Source organism: Streptococcus sp. SCPM-O-B-15304 (M98) (genome assembly GCF_058200215.1).
Genome location: NZ_JBYQGQ010000010.1, coordinates 47,241 through 65,842, shown reverse-complemented (window position 1 = coordinate 65,842; position 18,602 = coordinate 47,241). Strand labels below are relative to the sequence as shown.

Genomic DNA, 18,602 nt, shown 5'->3' with positions numbered 1-18,602 from the left:
GAGGTCGGGATCTTTTGTCCCAACCTCTGTATATCTATTATTAGTATAGAAGTTCGTAAATTTCCATCGCAATCAAGTCGATGCTGTCAAAAGTATATGTTTCACGAGCTTCAACATCACGAAGTGTAAAGATTGGGCCATTTTCTTCATCATGGTTAAAAGCAACTTCAGCTACAACAACTCCCTCGCGCTCAAAGTTACGTTTTAAGTTACCACCATCTTTTGTCATTGCTTCTAGGCGGTTGATGATTCTAACCAAATGTGATTCCATTTTGATTCTCCTCCATTTCTTATCGTTACTATTTTACCATAAAGAGTATCCACTTGACTAGAAAAAACTAAGATTTCTCGCTATTTCTGTTTTCTTTGAAATTTTATTGAAAATAAAAGGAAAATGATTGCATTTTTATTCAAAACATGTTATACTCATACAAGTTTTAAGTTAGAAATTAGAAAGTAGTGGATTTATGAATTTTTCTTTTTTACCTAAATATCTGCCATATTTTAACTATGGTGCTCTTGTAACAGTCTTGATCTCTGTTTTGGTTGTCTTTTTGGGGACAATTTTAGGGGTAGTCTTGGCTTTTGCTCAACGTTCGAAAATGAAGCCCATAGCTTGGCTTGCCAATGTTTATATTTGGATTTTCCGTGGAACACCTATGATGGTACAGATCATGATTGCTTTTGCTCTTATGCATATCAATGCTCCGACAATTCAGATTGGAGTTTTGGGAGTTGATTTTTCACGTTTGATTCCAGGGATTATCATTATCTCTATGAATAGTGGTGCCTATGTATCAGAAACAGTTCGTGCTGGTATCAATGCAGTACCTAAAGGGCAATTAGAGGCGGCTTACTCTCTAGGGATTCGTCCTAAAAATGCTATGCGCTATGTCATCTTGCCACAGGCCATCAAGAATATCTTGCCAGCCTTGGGGAATGAGTTTATTACCATTATCAAGGATAGTTCACTCTTGTCAGCAATCGGTGTCATGGAATTGTGGAATGGAGCTACAACGGTGTCAACAACCACCTACTTGCCTTTAACTCCACTCTTATTTGCAGCCTTTTACTACTTGATTATGACCTCTATCTTGACACTAGCCTTGAAAGCTTTTGAAAATCGTATGGGACAAGGAGAGAAAAAATAATGACTGAAACGCTAATTAAAATTGAAAACCTTCATAAAAGCTTTGGAAAGAATGAAGTTTTAAAAGGAATTGATCTGGAGATTAAAAAGGGAGAAGTAGTGGTGATTATCGGACCGTCAGGTAGCGGGAAGTCAACCCTCCTTCGCTCTATGAATCTCCTCGAAGAAGCGACAAAAGGAAAGGTTATCTTTGAAGGAGTAGACATTACAGATAAGAAAAACGACCTCTTTGCCATGCGTGAAAAGATGGGAATGGTATTCCAACAGTTCAATCTCTTCCCCAATATGACAGTGAAGGATAACATCACGCTTTCTCCTATCAAGACCAAAGGGGAAAGTAAGGAAGTTGCTGAGAAAAGAGCGCATGAGCTCTTGGAAAAAGTTGGTTTACCAGATAAGGCAAATGCTTATCCACAAAGTTTGTCTGGTGGGCAGCAACAACGTATCGCTATTGCTCGTGGTCTTGCCATGGAACCAGATGTCCTACTCTTTGATGAACCGACTTCTGCCCTAGACCCAGAAATGGTAGGGGAAGTACTAGCGGTTATGCAGGAACTTGCCAAGTCAGGTATGACCATGGTCATCGTAACACATGAGATGGGCTTTGCGCGTGAAGTAGCAGACCGTGTCATCTTTATGGCTGACGGTGTTGTTGTCGAAGACGGAACTCCAGAGCAAGTCTTTGAACAAACCCAAGAACAAAGAACCAAGGATTTCTTGAGTAAGGTTTTGTAAGAATATCATGAAAAGCTCCAAGTGGGCCTTTTCTTATAGTTTCAGACTATAAAGTCTCTTAGGTAAGAAGTGTTAGAGGGACAAGTGTTTTTTTGATATAATAGAAGATATTTGTTAGAAAAGAGAAAACACATGACACAGATTATTGATGGCAAGGCTCTTGCAGCCAAGCTACAAGGACAATTGGCTGAAAAGACTGCGAAATTGAAGGAAGAGACAGGTTTGGTGCCTGGTTTGGTGGTTATTTTGGTTGGGGACAATCCAGCCAGTCAGGTTTACGTTCGTAACAAGGAACGTTCAGCGATAGCTGCAGGTTTCCAAAGTGAAGTCGTGCGAGTTCCTGAAACAATTACCCAAGAGGAATTATTGGAATTGATTGCCAAATACAATCAAGATCCAGCTTGGCATGGGATTTTGGTTCAATTGCCTTTACCAAAACACATCGATGAAGAGGCTGTTCTACTAGCCATTGATCCAGAAAAGGATGTGGATGGTTTTCATCCGCTCAACATGGGACGCCTTTGGTCTGGTCACCCAGTTATGATTCCTTCAACTCCTGCTGGTATTATGGAAATGTTTCATGAGTATGGGATTGACTTAGAAGGTAAAAATGCAGTTGTCATTGGTCGTTCCAATATTGTTGGGAAACCCATGGCCCAGTTACTGTTGGCTAAGAATGCAACTGTAACCTTGACCCACTCACGAACTCATAACCTTGCTAAGGTAGCTTCTAAAGCTGATATTCTTGTGGTAGCAATCGGTCGTGCCAAATTTGTGACTGCTGACTTTGTCAAACCTGGGGCTGTTGTTATTGATGTGGGGATGAACCGAGATGAAAATGGCAAGCTCTGTGGAGATGTTGACTATGAGGCTGTTGCGCCAATAGCTAGTCATATCACGCCTGTACCTGGTGGAGTTGGGCCTATGACCATTACTATGCTAATGGAGCAAACTTATCAGGCTGCATTGCGTAGCTTGGATAGATAGAACAAGCATTTATTTTAGATAGTGAAGAAACAAGTTCTAAAAAGTGAACTTGTTTTTTCTTGCACTTATTTTAATAAAATTACAGTAAAACTTCTACAAATTATTGAAAAAACTCTACTATTTTGATATATTAAAAGCATCAATATTTATATGGATAAAATAAGTAAGCGTCTAGAGGGAGGTTTATTTTTTGGAGTAAAATGTAATCGCTTACTAGAATATTGGAAAGGAACAATAATGGATAAGAGATTTTTTGAAAGACGATGTCATTATAGTATTCGTAAATTTGCCATTGGTGCGGCTTCGGTTATGATTGGAGCTAGTATATTTGGTCTTCAGGTGGCTCAAGCTGCTGAAACTGAAGCAGCAAGTCCCAGCGAGGAAACGATTCATCAAGTTCAACCTTTAGATAAGCTTCCGGATGATCTTGCTGCAGCCATTGCAAAAGCTGAGCAAAATGGCCCACAAGATTCCGCTACTGAAGAAGGAAATGATGCGGTTGAATCCGCAAAACCAGCAAGTGAAGAAAAGGTGACTGAGGCAATAAGTCCTAAGGAAGAAAAGGAAGCGGAAGTAGTCAGCCCTAAAGAAGACAAAGTTGAAAAAACTGAAAAACCTGCTGCTGAAGTAGAGGGGAAAGAGTCTATAATTTCAGAAGCAAGTTCTGAAAAGCCAGCAGTTCGAGAAGAACATACTGATACACCTAATCAAAATAAACCTGTAACGGATGATAAAAGCAAGGAAGAAAAAGCTTCTGCAAGTGAATCACCTCAAGCTACAAAAGAGAAGGAAAAAGAAAATCAGCTCCTTGAAGAGAGAAAACAAAATTTCAACAAAGACTGGTATTTTAAACTAAACGCTCAGGGTGACTTTTCTAAGAAAGATGTGGATGTTCATGACTGGTCTAAGTTGAACCTTCCTCATGACTGGAGCATTTATTTTGATTTTGATCACAAGTCTCCTGCCCGAAATGAAGGTGGTCAATTAAACGGGGGTACTGCCTGGTATCGTAAGACCTTCACGGTTGACGAAGCTGCTAAGGACAAGGATGTTCGGATCAACTTTGATGGTGTCTACATGGACTCTAAAGTCTATGTCAATGGTAAATTTGTCGGTCATTATCCAAGTGGTTACAATCATTTTTCATACGATATTACTGAATTTTTAAATAAAGATGGTAGTGAAAATACCATTGCTGTCCAAGTTACTAATAAGCAACCAAGTAGTCGTTGGTACTCAGGAAGTGGTATCTATCGCGATGTTACTTTGAGCTATCGTGACAAGGTGCAGGTAGCTGAAAATGGAAATCATATCACAACTCCAAAACTAGCTGAACAAAAAGATGGCAATGTTGAAACACAAATCCAAAGCAAGATCAAAAATACTGCCAAGACTTTAGCCAAGGTATTTGTGGAGCAACAGATTTTTACTAAGGAAGGTAAGGCTGTTTCAGATTTGGTTCGTTCTGTAACTAAGAGTCTAGCAGAAAATGAGACAGCTGACTTTAAGCAAACGATTTTGGTTAATAAGCCAACCCTCTGGACAACCAAAAGCTACCATCCTCAGCTCTATGTTCTGAAAACCAAGGTTTATAAAGAAGGTCAGCTAGTTGATGTTACAGAAGATACTTTTGGTTATCGTTATTTCAACTGGACAGCTAAGGAAGGATTCTCTCTTAATGGCGAGAGAATGAAATTCCACGGAGTTAGTATCCACCATGATAACGGTGCCTTGGGGGCAGAAGAAAATTATAAGGCAACCTATCGTAAATTAAAACTTCTGAAAGATATGGGAGTTAACTCTATCCGTACAACCCACAATCCAGCAAGTCCGCAGTTGCTAGATGCTGCTGCAAATCTAGGACTTTTGGTTCAAGAAGAAGCCTTTGATACTTGGTATCGTGGCAAGAAAACGTATGACTATGGACGTTTCTTTGACCAAGATGCAACTCACCCAGAAGCCAAGAAGGGTGAGAAGTGGTCTGATTTTGACCTCAGAACCATGGTCGAACGTGATAAAAATAATCCATCTATCGTTATGTGGTCACTCGGTAACGAAGTTGATGAAGCAGATGGTGGTGAGCGTTCGCTAGAAACAGCCAAGCGTTTGAAAGCCATCATCAAAGCAATCGATACAGAACGCTATGTGACCATGGGGGAAAACAAATTCAGTCGTAGATCAAGCGGCTTGTTCTTAGAATTAGCAGCAATCATGGATGCTGTTGGTATGAACTATGGGGAACGGAATTATGATGCGGTTCGTAAGGAACATCCAGATTGGTTGATTTATGGTTCTGAAACCTCTTCAGCGACTCGAACTCGAGATTCTTATTTTGATCCTGCTCATTTACTCTGGCACGACAATCGCCCAAATCGTCACTATGAACAATCAGACTATGGTAATGACCGTGTAGCCTGGGGTAGAACAGCTACTGAATCTTGGACTTTTGACCGTGATCGTGCTGGCTATGCAGGTCAGTTCATCTGGACTGGTTTCGACTATATCGGTGAACCTACACCATGGCATAACCAAGATAATACGCCAGTAAAAAGCTCTTATTTTGGTATCATTGATACGGCAGGCTTGCCTAAGAATGATTTCTATCTCTACCGTAGTGAATGGTATAGTGCCAAAGAAAAACCAACTGTTCGTATCATGCCTCACTGGAATTGGACTGAAGAAACGCTCAAGGAACGTAATATGCTGGTCAATGGCAAAGTTCCAGTTCGGACCTTCTCAAATGCTGCTAGCGTAGAATTGTTCTTGAACAATGAGTCCCTCGGTAAGAAAGAATTTGTTAAGAAAACAACGGAAGATGGTCGCCCGTATCACGAGGGAGCTAAACCAAGTGAATTGTATCTTGAGTGGTTGGTGGACTATAAACCAGGTACCTTAACAGCTATTGCTCGTGATGAAAATGGTAAAGAGATTGCGCGTGATAGTGTGACAACAGCAGGGGAGCCAGCTAGAGTTCGTCTCACCAAGGAAGAACATGTCATCACTGCAGACGGTAAAGATTTGTCTTATATCCATTATGAAATCGTTGATGAAGACGGCAATGTTGTACCAACTGCTAATAATCTTGTTCATTTCAATCTTCATGGCCAAGGCCAAATCGTCGGTGTGGACAATGGGGAACAAGCTAGCCGTGAACGTTATAAGGCTCAGAAAGATGGTACATGGCAAAGAAAAGCCTTCAATGGTAAAGGTGTTGTCATTGTAAAATCTACTGAAAAAGAAGGTAAATTTACCCTTTATGCGGATTCTGCAGGCTTGGCTTCAGATCAGGCAACAGTCACAACCGTTTCAGGCAAGAAAGAAAATCGCCATTTTGTCGCTTTTGCCCCTGTAAAGGCAAGAACTGATGTCAGCGAAAATCCTAAATTGCCAGAGACTGTGACAGCTATTTATAGCGATGGTAGTGTCGAAGAAAAAGCTGTGACTTGGGACATCCCAGAAGATCTCCTTTCAAGTGCTGGTGAGAAAAAAGTCCTTGGTAGTGTGGAAGGACTCGAAGCCAAGGCTGAAGCCCTTGTCAAGGTAGTTGCGCTTGATAAGTGGTTGCCAAAAGTAGCAACTGTCCCAGTTGGTACAGCTGTTGAAGATTTGGACAAGACTGTAACGGCTGTTTTGTCAGATGGTAACTTGGTTGATGCGGATGTCGTTTCTTGGACCTTGAAAGATCCTGATGCCTTGAAAAAAGAAGGTGGACGTACTGAAGCAACTGGTAAATTGGAAGGCAATGACTACGAGGTGACGGCAACCTTTATTGCGAGTGATCAGGAAACAGAAAGTACTGTTACAGGTCTCACGGTTGGTGACAAGTCTCTTGAAAACTTTGAGCCTGGAAAGACCTACTACCGAGTATCCCTTCCTTATACTGCTAAAATCCCAAGTGTTGGAGCACAAACTACTGGCTATCAGGTAACAGTTCAACAAGCCTCAGCTGCCAATGATTATCAGGCTTCTGTATTTTTGAGTGACCAGAAGGGCGATTTAGTTCAAACTTATTTGATTCAATTTGTGAAGGAAGCTCCTGCCTTGACACGCTTGGAAGTAAGCGTTGAAGGAAAAGAGACTGCAACAGAAGACCAAGTTCTCCCTTATCATGTCATTGGACATTATGAGGATGGTTCGCAGACTGAATTTTCAGCGTCAGATATCCATTTGGAAGCTAAGTCAGCTGATGGTGCTCATCTTGAGGTGAATGGTCAGAACTTGCTTCTTTACAAGAAAGGTAGTGTAACCCTCACTCCTCGTATTGACAATCAAACTGATAAGACTCAGTCTGTAGCAACTGAACTTGTGATAAAAGAAAATACAGTAGACAAGAAAATTGTCAAACTTCATCCTGTTTCTATCTCTACAGATATCAATCAGCAACCGAATTTGCCTGATCAAATCGGAGCAGAATTTGATAAGGGCTTGCCTCGTAAGGTAGCTGTAACTTGGGACAAGGTAGATGCCAAAGAACTTGGTTACTATCATAGCTTTACCCTTAAAGGTCATGTCGAAGGTACAGATATTGAGGCTCTTGCCAATGTGACTATTGAAGGTTTGCAGGTTGCAGAAGAAATCAACCTCACTCTTCCTAAGGGTGAAACTGTTCAATTACCTGCTAGTGTTCGTGCTTATCATTCTAATGGAACAACTGTCTATAAAGATGTTGTTTGGGATAAGGTTCCTGAAAACTTTAGTCAGACTGAAGGTATCTATGAAATCAAGGGTCAATTGGTTGGTAGCCATCTGACTACCAAGGCCCATGTCCGTGTTTCTAGTCAAGTTGTTGCTGGAAATAATATCTCTAAACAGTGGACTGGTTCTCAATTGCCAGCTGCTATTGTATCCAATACGGGTGGTGATGATTCGGCTAATACTTTGAACGACTTGACAGTTTCAAGAGCCAATACAGATGTCAAGAATCGATGGACTACATGGCAAACAGGTACAGATAATGATTGGGCGTCTATCTTGTTTGGTAATTCAGGAGATTTGACCAAACGATTTGTCGATAATCTTTCCGTTGATTTCTATACAGACGGAGCTATCGGACTTCCAAAAGAATATGTCATCGAATACTATGTTGGTCAAGAAGTTCCAGATCTTCCAAACGATGTCAATCATGCTCAAGGAGATGCCAAGCATCCATTTAACAATGCTGCCAACTGGAAGGCTGTAGAAAATCTTCACGCTCCTGGACAATTATCTGCAGGTCAAACAAACCACTTTACATTTGATAAGGTTGAAACTTATGCTGTTCGTATGCGTATGAAGAAGGCAGATGGAAAGGCTGGTGTTGGTTTAACAGAAATCACTATCTTAGGAAGTAAGGTTCCAAGTGCTACCAGCTCAGAAATTTCTATCCAAGTAGATGGTAAGAAGCTCGAACATTTCAATCCATCTAAGACAGATTATTATATTCCTCAAGCAAGCAAGGAAATCACTGCAACAGCCAGCAACAACGGTTTGGTAACGGTTGTTCCTGCAACAAGTGAAAAAGGTGCGACACGTCTTATCTTGAAAGCTGAGGATGGAACTGTTCTTAAAGAATATCGTATCTTCCGTGATGACGAAAAAGAGTCAACACAACCAGTAGCTGCGGAAAATAGTGCCCAGACCTTGAATGTTGGCGATCAGCTTCAATTGCCTGCCGAAGTAACAGTCTACTATCCATCACAGACTGGCTGGGTTAAAGCTAACCTTGCTGTCCAATGGGATGCAGTTCCAGAACATGCGACTGCCCAAGAAGGTAACTTTGAAGTGCTTGGTCATGTTCTAGGAACAGACTTAACAACCAAGATGCAAGTAACAGTTGTTACAAAAGGTAATCAAGTTATCTCAGAAAATCCAAGCAATAATGCGACAGATTCTAAAGCTTTTGCATCTACTACAAATGATACACAAGCAGCTTCTCGGGATAAAATTTTCTATATCAACGATGGTCACTTTAACGAGGATGGACGTTGGACTAACTGGTCTCGAACTCCGAAAGACCAAGAAACTTCTGTGGGAATTCTCTTTAAGAAGAATGGTCAGATTACACCTCAGTCTGTTGGAAAAGTAGCTATTCAGTTCTTTAAAGACAGTGGAACAGACGCACCAGCGACAATGGTATTAGAAAGATATGTTGGGCCTGCCTATACAGAACCAAGCACTATTTCTCGTTATGAAGAAAATGCGAATCATCCATTTAATAAGGCAGAAAACTGGCAAGAAATTCCTTATAAAGCAACTGGAGAAATCGTGGCTGGTAAACCAATCGAATTTACCTTTGATCCAATTCAGACAACAGCTATTCGAGCACGCATGACTCGTAAATCTACAACTAATGGTCTAGCAATGGTCGAATTTAGTGCATACTCTCCTGCTAAAGCAAAAGATGTGGAAACTCCTTCAGTGACTATTTCGGTTGCTGGAAAAGCATTGGAAAACTTTGATCCTGCGGTTTCAGATTATACAGTGAACTTAAATGGCACTAAACCACAGGTGACTGCTCAAGCAAGTGGTCACGGTGTGACAACGGTTGTTGAGTCTAGTCAGGATAACCTTCCTAGCCTTGTTCGTCTTCTTGCTAAGGATGGTAGTCTTGTCAAGGAATATCGTATTCACTTCAAGCCTAGTCACCGTATAGTTCCTGAAGAAGGTGACCAAAGTCCTGTTCTCGAACGACCAAGTTTAGAAGTTGTCAAGACCGAAATTCCATTTAAGGAAATTATTCGTGAAAACAATGACTTAGCTCAAGATGAACGTCGTGTAATCTCAGCAGGTAAGAAGGGTGAAAGAGTTGATTGTGTTGAGGTTCTAGGTTCTAACCGTACCACTGTTCATACAGATACGACTGAGGCGCAAGATCGAGTTGTTGAAGTTAAGGTCAAACCAGCCATTACTACAAGTAAGGGTGATGAGCCAGCTCCAGTAGTAGAAGTCCCAGAATTCAAGGGCGGAGTCAATGCTGCAGAAGCAGCTAAGCATGAGTTGCCAGAATACACAGATGCAATCGGGACAGCAGGTGATGAGCCAGCACCAGTAGTAGAAGTGCCAGAATTTGAGGGCGGAGTCAATGCAGTAGAAGCCACTAAAAACGAGTTGCCAGAATACACAGAGGCAATCGGCACAGTAGGCGACGAGCCAGCACCAGTAGTAGAAGTCCCAGAATTTAAGGGTGGTGTCAACGCAGTAGAAGCCGCTAAGAATGAATTGCCAGAATACACAGAGGCACTTGGCACAGTAGGCGACGAGCCAGCTCCAGTAGTAGAAGTGCCAGAATTTGAGGGTGGTGTCAATGCAGTAGAAGCGGCTAAGCATGAGTTACCAGAGTACACAAATGCACTTGGCACAGTAGGCGACGAGCCAGCTCCAGTAGTAGAAGTCCCAGAATTCAAGGGTGGTGTCAATGCAGTAGAGGCAGCTAAGAATGAAGTCCCAGAATTTATAGGTGGCGTCAATGCGCTAGAAGCCGCTAAGAATGAATTACCAGAATACACAGGAACAGTGGCTACAGCTGGAAATGAGCCTGCACCAAGTCTTGTTAAACCAGCCGAAGAGGTTCGAATTTTGACTGATAAGGAAACTGGAGTTCTGGTAGCAGGTCTAACTACAGAGTTATCTAAAGACCTCAAGCTTCAAGTTCAAAAGGTTCTACGTCAAGAATTAGCTGGTAAGCACTACGATGCTTATCAAGTGAAATTGCTGGATAAGGACAACCAAGAAGTTGAACTCAAAGGCGCTGTCCTAGTGAGATTACCAGTCAAGGGACAGGTTCAAGGAGTTTATCACATGAGCTTAGATCAAGGCTTACAGGTTCAAAAGGTGACGCTTGTAGGTGACATGGTTGAATTTGTCACCAAAGATCTAGGACTTTATGCGATTGTTTATAAAGAACAAAACCAAGAACAAGTAAAACCAGTAGAACAAGCTCATGAACCAGCAGTTAAGGGAGAAAACTTTGAAAATGCTTCAGAGAAAGTAGATTCAGCAAGACTTCCAGAAACAGGTGAAAGTCGATCTGACACAGCTGCCTTCCTAGCAAGTCTCAGTCTTGTTTTATCAGTGGCTCTACTAACTGTTAAACGTAAAGAAAAATAGAGTTTGGAACTCTACATTGCTGATTGATTGTAGAAATTCTTGGACTATCCCAGTAGATAGGATCGAAAAATGCTACAACCATATGGAGAGGACCTCTTGGTTCTCTCCATTTTTTAAAATAGGGATGAAACCGCTTAGATGAGTGGTTGGAGGAAAGGAATAGAAGAAAGATGGATCATCATTTTTTTGAGAAACGTTGTCATTATAGCATTCGAAAATTTGCAATAGGAGCAGCTTCAGTAATGGTTGGTGCGAGTATCTTTGGAGCCAGCATGGTACAAGCTGCAGAGACAGAGCCCACACTAGAAGCAGAAACAAGTCTTACACAGCTTCCACCAGAGGATAAGTTATCACCAGAATTGGCAGGCGCTATTAAAAGTGCAGAGGCAGACTTTGTTTCAGAGACTAAAGTGGAAAAGGTAGCTACTAAGTCCCAAGCTCCTGAAGAAACTTCTTCAAAACCAGTAGAAACTAAAAATTCTACAGTAGAGGTGACAAGTACAACCGTAGAAAATGCTTCTACTGAAGTAGCTCCTACTGAGACCAATGCAGTAACAGAACCTACGAAACCAGCTGAAGTAAATGGAACGGTGGAGAAAGCTGATTCATTTACAGCAGATAAACCTGCAAGTAAAGGAGAAATTGATGCCGCAAAATCTCAAGTAGCTAAAAAGGAATATACGGTATTTCCAAGACCTCAAAAGGTAACTTATGGCGATGGCGTCACTGCTCTAGAAGGAAAGGTAAATCTTGTCTTTAGCGATGGCTTAGATATTTATACACGTAACCGTGCCAAAGAAGTTCTCCAAGCTAGTAATGTGTCTTACACTACCAGTACAAAAGCTACAGAAGGGGCGACCAACATTTTCCTTGGAGTGCGTGGGAAAGCTCCTCTGGCAGAAAAAGAAGTTCAAGATATTTCGTCTGAATTATACGATAAAATTGATGCCTATGTCTTGCGCGTGAAGGACAATAAGATTTCGATTGTCGGAAAGGATACGGATGCTGTCTTCTTTGGACTAACAACCTTGAAACAAATGCTGAAGGAGAGTCCTGTCCCAGTTCTTCGAGATGTGACAGTAGAAGACTATGCAGAAGTGAAGAATCGTGGCTTTATCGAAGGCTATTATGGAAATCCTTGGACTAAGGAAAACCGTGAGGAGTTGATGCGCTATGGTGGCGACTTGAAATTAACTCAGTACTTCTTTGCGCCAAAAGACGATCCCTATCACAATGCAAAATGGCGTGAGCTCTATCCAGAAGAAAAAATGTCAGAGATTCGTGATCTAGCTCGTGTGGGGAATGAGACAAAGACTCGTTATGTATGGACCATCCATCCATTTATGCATAAGAAGATGCGTTTTGACACGGATGATTTATACAAACAAGATTTAGATGTCATCAAAGCGAAATTCACCCAATTGCTGGATGCAGGTGTGCGTGAATTTGGGGTTCTAGCTGATGATGCGGCCTGGCCTGTTGGTGGCTACAATAGTTATGTTCGGTTAATGACTGATTTGACAAATTGGCTAACTGAACAAGAAACAAAATACAGTGGGCTTCGTAAAGATATGATTTTCGTGCCAGCCTGGTATATGGGACAAGGGACAGAAGATGAACTTCGTACGCTCAATGAACGCCTTCCAGAAACGGTCCATTTAACTCTAACAGGAGGAAAAGTTTGGGGTGCAGTTGACCAAACCTTCCTAACAAATTTGAAGAAGAATTTGACAGAAGGTGGCAAGAAGTATCGTCCGATTCATTTCTGGATTAACTGGCCTTGTAATGATAATACCAAGCAACACTTGATTCTGGGTGGTGGTGAAAAATTCTTACATCCCAATGTTGATTTGTCCTTGGCTCAGGGCATCATGCTAAATCCGATGCAACAATCCGAAGCTTCAAAGGTAGCCCTTTTTGATGTGGCTCAGTATGGTTGGAAACAATGGAGAAGTGCGGAAGAAGCTGAAAAAATCAATGATATGGCCTTTAACTACGTGGTCAATGGAAACTTTGAAGAAAGCGAAGTATCAAAAGCCTTTCGTGAACTTGGTAAGCATATGCGCAACCAAAATCGTCCTCCACATGTCACAAAATTGGAAGAATCTGTTGAACTTGCACCTAAATTGACAGACTTTTATAATAAATTGAAGACTGGTCAAAACGTAGACGCAGAGAGAAAAGAATTAAAGGGTATCTTTGCAAACTTGAAGGCTGACGCCCTCCTCCTGAAAGAAAAAGGGGACAAGAAGCTTATTGACCAAATCCACTACTGGTTAGACAATACAGTGGATCAGATGGATGCTTTAGAAGCCTTGCTGACAGCAACAGAAGGTCTGGCTGAAAAGAATGATGCTAAAGTATGGGAGTATTACTATGCTGGGGTTAAGTATTACGATCAGTCTATTAGTTACTCTTTCTTCTATGTAGACCATTATGAACGGGCAGAGTTTGGAGTGCAACATATTCGTCCATTTATCAATAACTTAAAGGAATACTTGGCAACACATATCCAGACCATGCTGCATCCTGATAAACTTGTGACCACCTTTATTACCAACCGTGCGGGGATTGAAGGAGGTCTTGCAGAAGTAACAGATGGCGACTTGGATACTCATGCGATTGTCAAGACGACCACCGTTATTGAACGAGATGATTATGTAGGACTTCGTTTCAATAAAGCCATTAAGGTCCATACGCTAGGTTTTGCTACAGGTACAAAGACAGCCGATAATTATACCTTTGGAAATGCCCTTGTCGAGTATCAAAACGAACAGGGCGACTGGGTAGCTCTCACAAGTCCAGCCTACACAGGTAGAGAACGTACGCTTGAATTTACTAATCTTGATATTACGGCACAAGCAGTTCGTATGCGTGCCACTGCTAAAAAAGATAATGCTTGGCTTGCCATGCGTGAGATTGCTGTCAATAGACCGCTCGAACTTGGAAGCAAGAAGGTAAAAGGGACCATTACTTTAAGTCCAAATCTGGTTTACAAGTATGGAACCAGTGTGCTTCAAATGCAAGATGGCAAAGATAACACCGAATCTATGATGGCTCATGCCAATCAAACAAATGTGACTCCAGAAAATGCTTGGGTTCAAATGGACTTGGGTGGAGCTAAGAAAGTGAAACATGTTCATCTAGTTCAAGGGGAAGGTGATAAACTAGCAGCTGGTGTCATCGAATATTCTACAGACGGTACAAACTGGAAGGCACTTCAGACCTTAGCTGGGGATCGAATTTCAGATATTAGCCAAAACTTCACAGCCCAATACGTTCGTGTTCGTAATACACAGCTTCTCAGCAAATGGTGGAGAATTGCGGACTTTAGAGTTGACGTCGATACACCAAATACTGATTTGACCGTCACCAATGTCGACAGCCTGAAGGAAACGCCAGTAGTAGACAGTCGTGGTCGTTATGAAATGGCCTTACCTCAAGGGAATCATCTTCCAGCAAATGGCTATCTTGGCTTGAAATTGGATCGCCTCCATGAAGCTAGTTCAATTGCACTTGAAGGTGCAGGAGAAACAGGATTGACGCTGGAATATTCAGCAAATGAAGTAGAATGGATGAGCGCTGACCAACTTTCAGAACACGCCTTAGTGCGCTATGTACGCATCGTGAACAAGACAGATAAGGACCAAGCGCTTCCTACTGGAAAATTAGTCGTCAAGACAAAAGAAGTGGATCCAACTGAACTCTTATCAACCACTATGGGTATCCACCAATATTATGGTGCTAATGATGTTCGTCGCGTACACAACCTTGGTCAACTTTTTGATGGAGACTTTAATAATTTTGTAGAATTTTCTGATTACCAACGTAAAAACGGGGAAATTGTCATGAAACTAGGCACCACTCGTCAAATCAAGAAGATTCGTGCCTATATTCAGGATGCTCAGCGTAATTATTTGCGTGATGGAAAGATTCAAGTCAGTGAAGATGGTAAGAATTGGACGGATGTTGTAACAGTCGGAGATGGTGTGGAAAATGAAATTCGTGATAATTCCTTGACCGACGGCTGGACACATGATTCTGCAAACCCAGGAAATCGTTATATTGAAGGTATTCTGGATCAACCTGTAACTGCTAAGTTTATGCGTGTTCTCTTTACAGCGGACTATAATGCTCGTTTTGTAGGATTTAGCGAAATCGTGATTAATGATGGTGAATTTATCAATCCTGAAAATAATCCTACAGTGACAGGAACTGGTAGTGAAGAAGCGGATAATCTGAAGAAAAATATGACTGACGGAAATGTCTTGACAAGCTATGCAGCTACTGAAGAAAAAGGAGAGCTTGTTTATCATTTATCTGAAGAAACCAAGGTCAATCATGTTCGCTTGATTGCTGACTTGCCTGAAGGTGCAAAAGTAAATGTCCAAGTTCGTACCTTGAATGATGCTGGTGAATCAGTCTGGAAAAATTTGGGTGAAGTAAGATCAAGTTTCCAAACCTTTGCCCTTTCAGGAAAAAATCCACGGATTCTCGATGTAAAAGTTTCTTGGGAAGGTGGAGAACCAGAGTTCTACGAAATGACTACTTTCTATCAAGAAGTGGTAGACGAGCCAGCACCGACAATAAGTAAAGGCGACGAACCAGCTCCGGTAGTAGAAGTGCCAGAATTTGAGGGTGGTGTCAATGCAGTAGAAGCAGCTAAAAACGAGTTGCCAGAATACACAGATGCAATCGGCACAGTAGGCGACGAGCCAGCACCAGTAGTAGAAGTCCCAGAATTTGAGGGCGGCGTCAATGCAGTAGAAGCAGCTAAAAACGAGTTGCCAGAATACACAGATGTAATCGGCACAGCAGGCGACGAGCCAGCTCCAGTAGTAGAAATCCCAGAATTCAAGGGTGGTGTCAATGCAGTAGAGGCAGCTAAGAATGAATTGCCAGAATACACAGAGGCAGTTGGCACAGTAGGCGACGAACCAGCTCCAGTAGTAAAAATCCCAGAATTTACAGGTGGCGTCAATGCGCTAGAAGCGGCTAAGAATGAATTACCAGAATACACAGGAACAGTAGCTACAGTGGGGAACAAGCCAGCACCAAGTCTTGTTAAACCAGCCGAAGAGGTTCAAATCTTAACTGATAAGGAAACTGGAGTTCTGGTAGCAGGGCTAACTAGAGAGTTATCTAAAGACCTCAAGCTTCAAGTTCAAAAGGTCCTTAAACAAGAATTAGCTGGTAAGCAATACGATGCTTATCAAGTGAAATTGCTGGATAAAGACAACCAGATGGTTGCTCCAAAAGGTGCTGTCCTAGTGAGATTACCAGTTAAGGGTCAGGTTCAAGAGGTTTATCACATGAGCTTAGATCAAGGCTTGCAGGTTCAAAAGGTGACGCTAGTAGGTGACACAGTTGAATTTGTCACCAAAGATCTAGGACTTTATGCGATTGTCTATAAAGAACAAAACCAAGAACCAGTAGAACAAACTCATGGGCCAGCAGTTAATGGAGAAGTTCTTGAAAATGCTTCAGAGAAAGCAAATTCAGCAAGACTTCCAGAAACAGGTGAAAGTCGATCTGATACAGCTGCCTTCCTAGCAAGTCTCAGTCTTGTTTTATCAGTAGCTCTACTAACTGTTAAACGTAAAGAAAAATAAGGACTGATAACTCCCAGCTCTAAAAAACTAATCATTATAAATAAAGGAGAAGATAGCATAGTCTTCTCCTTTATTAATTGGGTAGTGAGGTGTATAATGAAAGTAAGAGAATCTGAGGAGAAGGACCATGATTGTAGAAGTTTGTAATGCAGATTTTAGTCTCCAGTGGGATGGGATGTATCAATTTGCTCTTGAAAACTATCCTCAGATTAAAGAATGGGAATTGGAGAAGCTAGCAAAGTTTATTGCTTACGAACAGGACCATCATCGTCAGACCATTGTGGAATGTGAGGATCTCGAATTAAATATACAAATTCATGATTACTTGCAAGAACATAGCTTTTTTCCTCCCTACAGGCCAAGTCATCGCCTTGTAGCTTCTACCTATGATATCCAGAGGAAGTTGGTTACTTCAAATTATTGTAGTCATACTTGTACAGTTGAGGTGGCTCAGGCTATTTTTCAGACTGGAAAACTCATGTCGGCGGTAAAAGTATTTGGTAAAAGTGGGGCTGAGCTAGTTACAGATAGTCGTAATGCAGCTTCTGATCCAGCAGACTATTTTGACTATATCATGTTTGGATGGTCTAATACGACTTCGGGTTACCGACTCGCTATGGAGCGTTTGTTAGGACGGGCACCGTCTGAGGAGGAATTACAAGAAAAGTTCATTCCTGGCGTTAGTTTTCATTTTCTGTATGAAGAATTAATTCAAGCACCAGGCTATATGTTTGATGGCTATCATGTTGCGAAGGTAAGAGATAGTTTAGATTTGGATACCTTTCTTCATTTGTGTGTTATTCCTTCAAAAGATAAGTCTTGTTTTGAAGGTTTGATTCCTTGTCAATTACAAGATAGAGTGATTTACCTAGACTATGAGGGAGAAGGGTTACAGGCTTGGAATACTAAGGTTAATCAAGTACTGCATGGTAAGGATAAGTTGAAGGGGTAGTGTATGAGAGAGATTGATCAAGCTCTACTAAAAAAAGTAATCATCGAGCGTTCTCGTTCTAGTCATAAGGGAGACTATGGTCGTCTTCTCTTGATTGGGGGGACGTATCCCTATGGGGGAGCCATTATTATGGCTGCCTTAGGGGCTGTTAGAAGTGGCGCAGGATTGGTTACAGTAGCTACGGATAAAGAGAATATTCCAGCTCTACATAGCCATCTGCCGGAGGTTATGGCTTTTGGCCTTGATGATCAGCGATTACTTGAGCAACAGTTGCAGAAGGCTAACATTGTCTTGGTTGGACCTGGGTTAGTGGATAATGGGCGCGGAGAACAGCTACTCCAAACAGTTTTTCATCATTCAAATCAAGACCAGACTCTCATACTGGATGGTGGTGCCATATCCATTTTAGCGAAGACGGGAATGAAATTTCCTAAAGCTCAGCTTGTTTTAACGCCTCACCTAAGGGAATGGCAAGTCTTGTCAGGCTTAGATTTGGATTCCCATGGAACCGAGGAAACAAGAGAGGCTTTGCTGAGTTTTCCTTCAGGAACGATTTTAGTCCAAAAAGGTCCTGCGACTCGAATCTGGCAAGCTGATCAAGCTGATTTTTATCAGCTGGGTGTTGGAGGTCCCTATCAGGCGACTGGAGGAATGGGAGATACCTTAGCTGGGATGATTGCCGGTTTTGCAGGTCAATTCCCACAAGCAAGTCTCTATGAAAGAGTGACGGTAGCGACTTATTTACATTCAGCAATTGCCCAAGAACTGGCTGAGGACAATTTTGTAGTTCTGCCAACCACGATTAGTCAACATATCCCAGCATTCATGAAGAAAATACAAAAAGACACCTGAGGTTTTCAGGTGCCTTTTGACTATTAGAAGAGGCCTTTGACCTTATTTACAAGACCGTTAAGTCCTTCTGAGCTTGAAACCAAAACTTGTGCTTGGTTAAGATACTCACCGAGTTGGTCCTTATTTGCTTCGACAAAGGTTTTTGCGGCAGCCAAATCTTTTTTCTCGATTAGCTCTTTTACTTGATTAAACAAATCTAATGGGTTCATGATGTCACTCCTTTTCTACA

General features: G+C 41.7%; 9 protein-coding genes. 7 read left to right on the top strand and 2 right to left on the bottom strand.

Annotated elements, in window-relative coordinates:
• Positions 1-40 precede the first annotated feature (40 nt).
• Positions 41-271 (bottom strand): DUF1797 family protein, encoded by a 231-nt coding sequence (locus tag AC3E7H_RS07290; protein WP_000443576.1) that lies wholly within the window; start codon positions 269-271, stop codon positions 41-43.
• A 196-nt stretch (positions 272-467) separates the two neighbouring features.
• On the opposite strand from AC3E7H_RS07290, the gene AC3E7H_RS07285 reads away from it, so the two are divergent.
• The 7 genes from AC3E7H_RS07285 to AC3E7H_RS07255 all read left to right on the top strand — a co-directional run bounded on the left by AC3E7H_RS07285 (position 468) and on the right by AC3E7H_RS07255 (position 18,373).
• Entirely contained in the window at positions 468-1,151 is a 684-nt protein-coding gene (locus AC3E7H_RS07285) for an amino acid ABC transporter permease (RefSeq protein WP_315639370.1), read from the top strand.
• A complete protein-coding gene (locus tag AC3E7H_RS07280) occupies positions 1,151-1,885 on the top strand; it encodes an amino acid ABC transporter ATP-binding protein (RefSeq protein WP_000140935.1) in 735 nt (244 codons plus the stop codon). Before AC3E7H_RS07285 ends, AC3E7H_RS07280 begins: the two co-directional genes overlap by 1 nt.
• Before the next feature lie 132 nt (positions 1,886-2,017).
• Complete coding sequence (locus tag AC3E7H_RS07275; RefSeq protein WP_490676317.1) at positions 2,018-2,872, top strand: bifunctional methylenetetrahydrofolate dehydrogenase/methenyltetrahydrofolate cyclohydrolase; 855 nt, start codon at positions 2,018-2,020, stop codon at positions 2,870-2,872.
• A gap of 237 nt (positions 2,873-3,109) precedes the next feature.
• Positions 3,110-10,957, top strand: a complete 7,848-nt coding sequence (locus AC3E7H_RS07270; RefSeq protein ID WP_490676316.1) for an SIALI-17 repeat-containing surface protein — start codon at positions 3,110-3,112, stop codon at positions 10,955-10,957.
• A 170-nt stretch (positions 10,958-11,127) separates the two neighbouring features.
• A complete protein-coding gene (locus AC3E7H_RS07265; protein ID WP_490676315.1) occupies positions 11,128-16,569 on the top strand; it encodes an SIALI-17 repeat-containing surface protein in 5,442 nt (1,813 codons plus the stop codon).
• A gap of 127 nt (positions 16,570-16,696) precedes the next feature.
• Positions 16,697-17,521, top strand: a complete 825-nt coding sequence (locus AC3E7H_RS07260; protein ID WP_490676314.1) for a phosphate ABC transporter ATPase — start codon at positions 16,697-16,699, stop codon at positions 17,519-17,521.
• 3 nt (positions 17,522-17,524) lie between these two features.
• Complete coding sequence (locus AC3E7H_RS07255) at positions 17,525-18,373, top strand: NAD(P)H-hydrate dehydratase (RefSeq protein WP_001206769.1); 849 nt, start codon at positions 17,525-17,527, stop codon at positions 18,371-18,373.
• Positions 18,374-18,396: 23 nt separating this feature from the next.
• On the opposite strand, the gene AC3E7H_RS07250 is transcribed toward AC3E7H_RS07255, so the two are convergent.
• Positions 18,397-18,582 carry a hypothetical protein gene (locus AC3E7H_RS07250; RefSeq protein ID WP_490676313.1) on the bottom strand — a complete coding sequence of 62 codons (186 nt, stop codon included), beginning with the start codon at positions 18,580-18,582 and terminating at the stop codon, positions 18,397-18,399.
• Positions 18,583-18,602 lie beyond the last annotated feature (20 nt).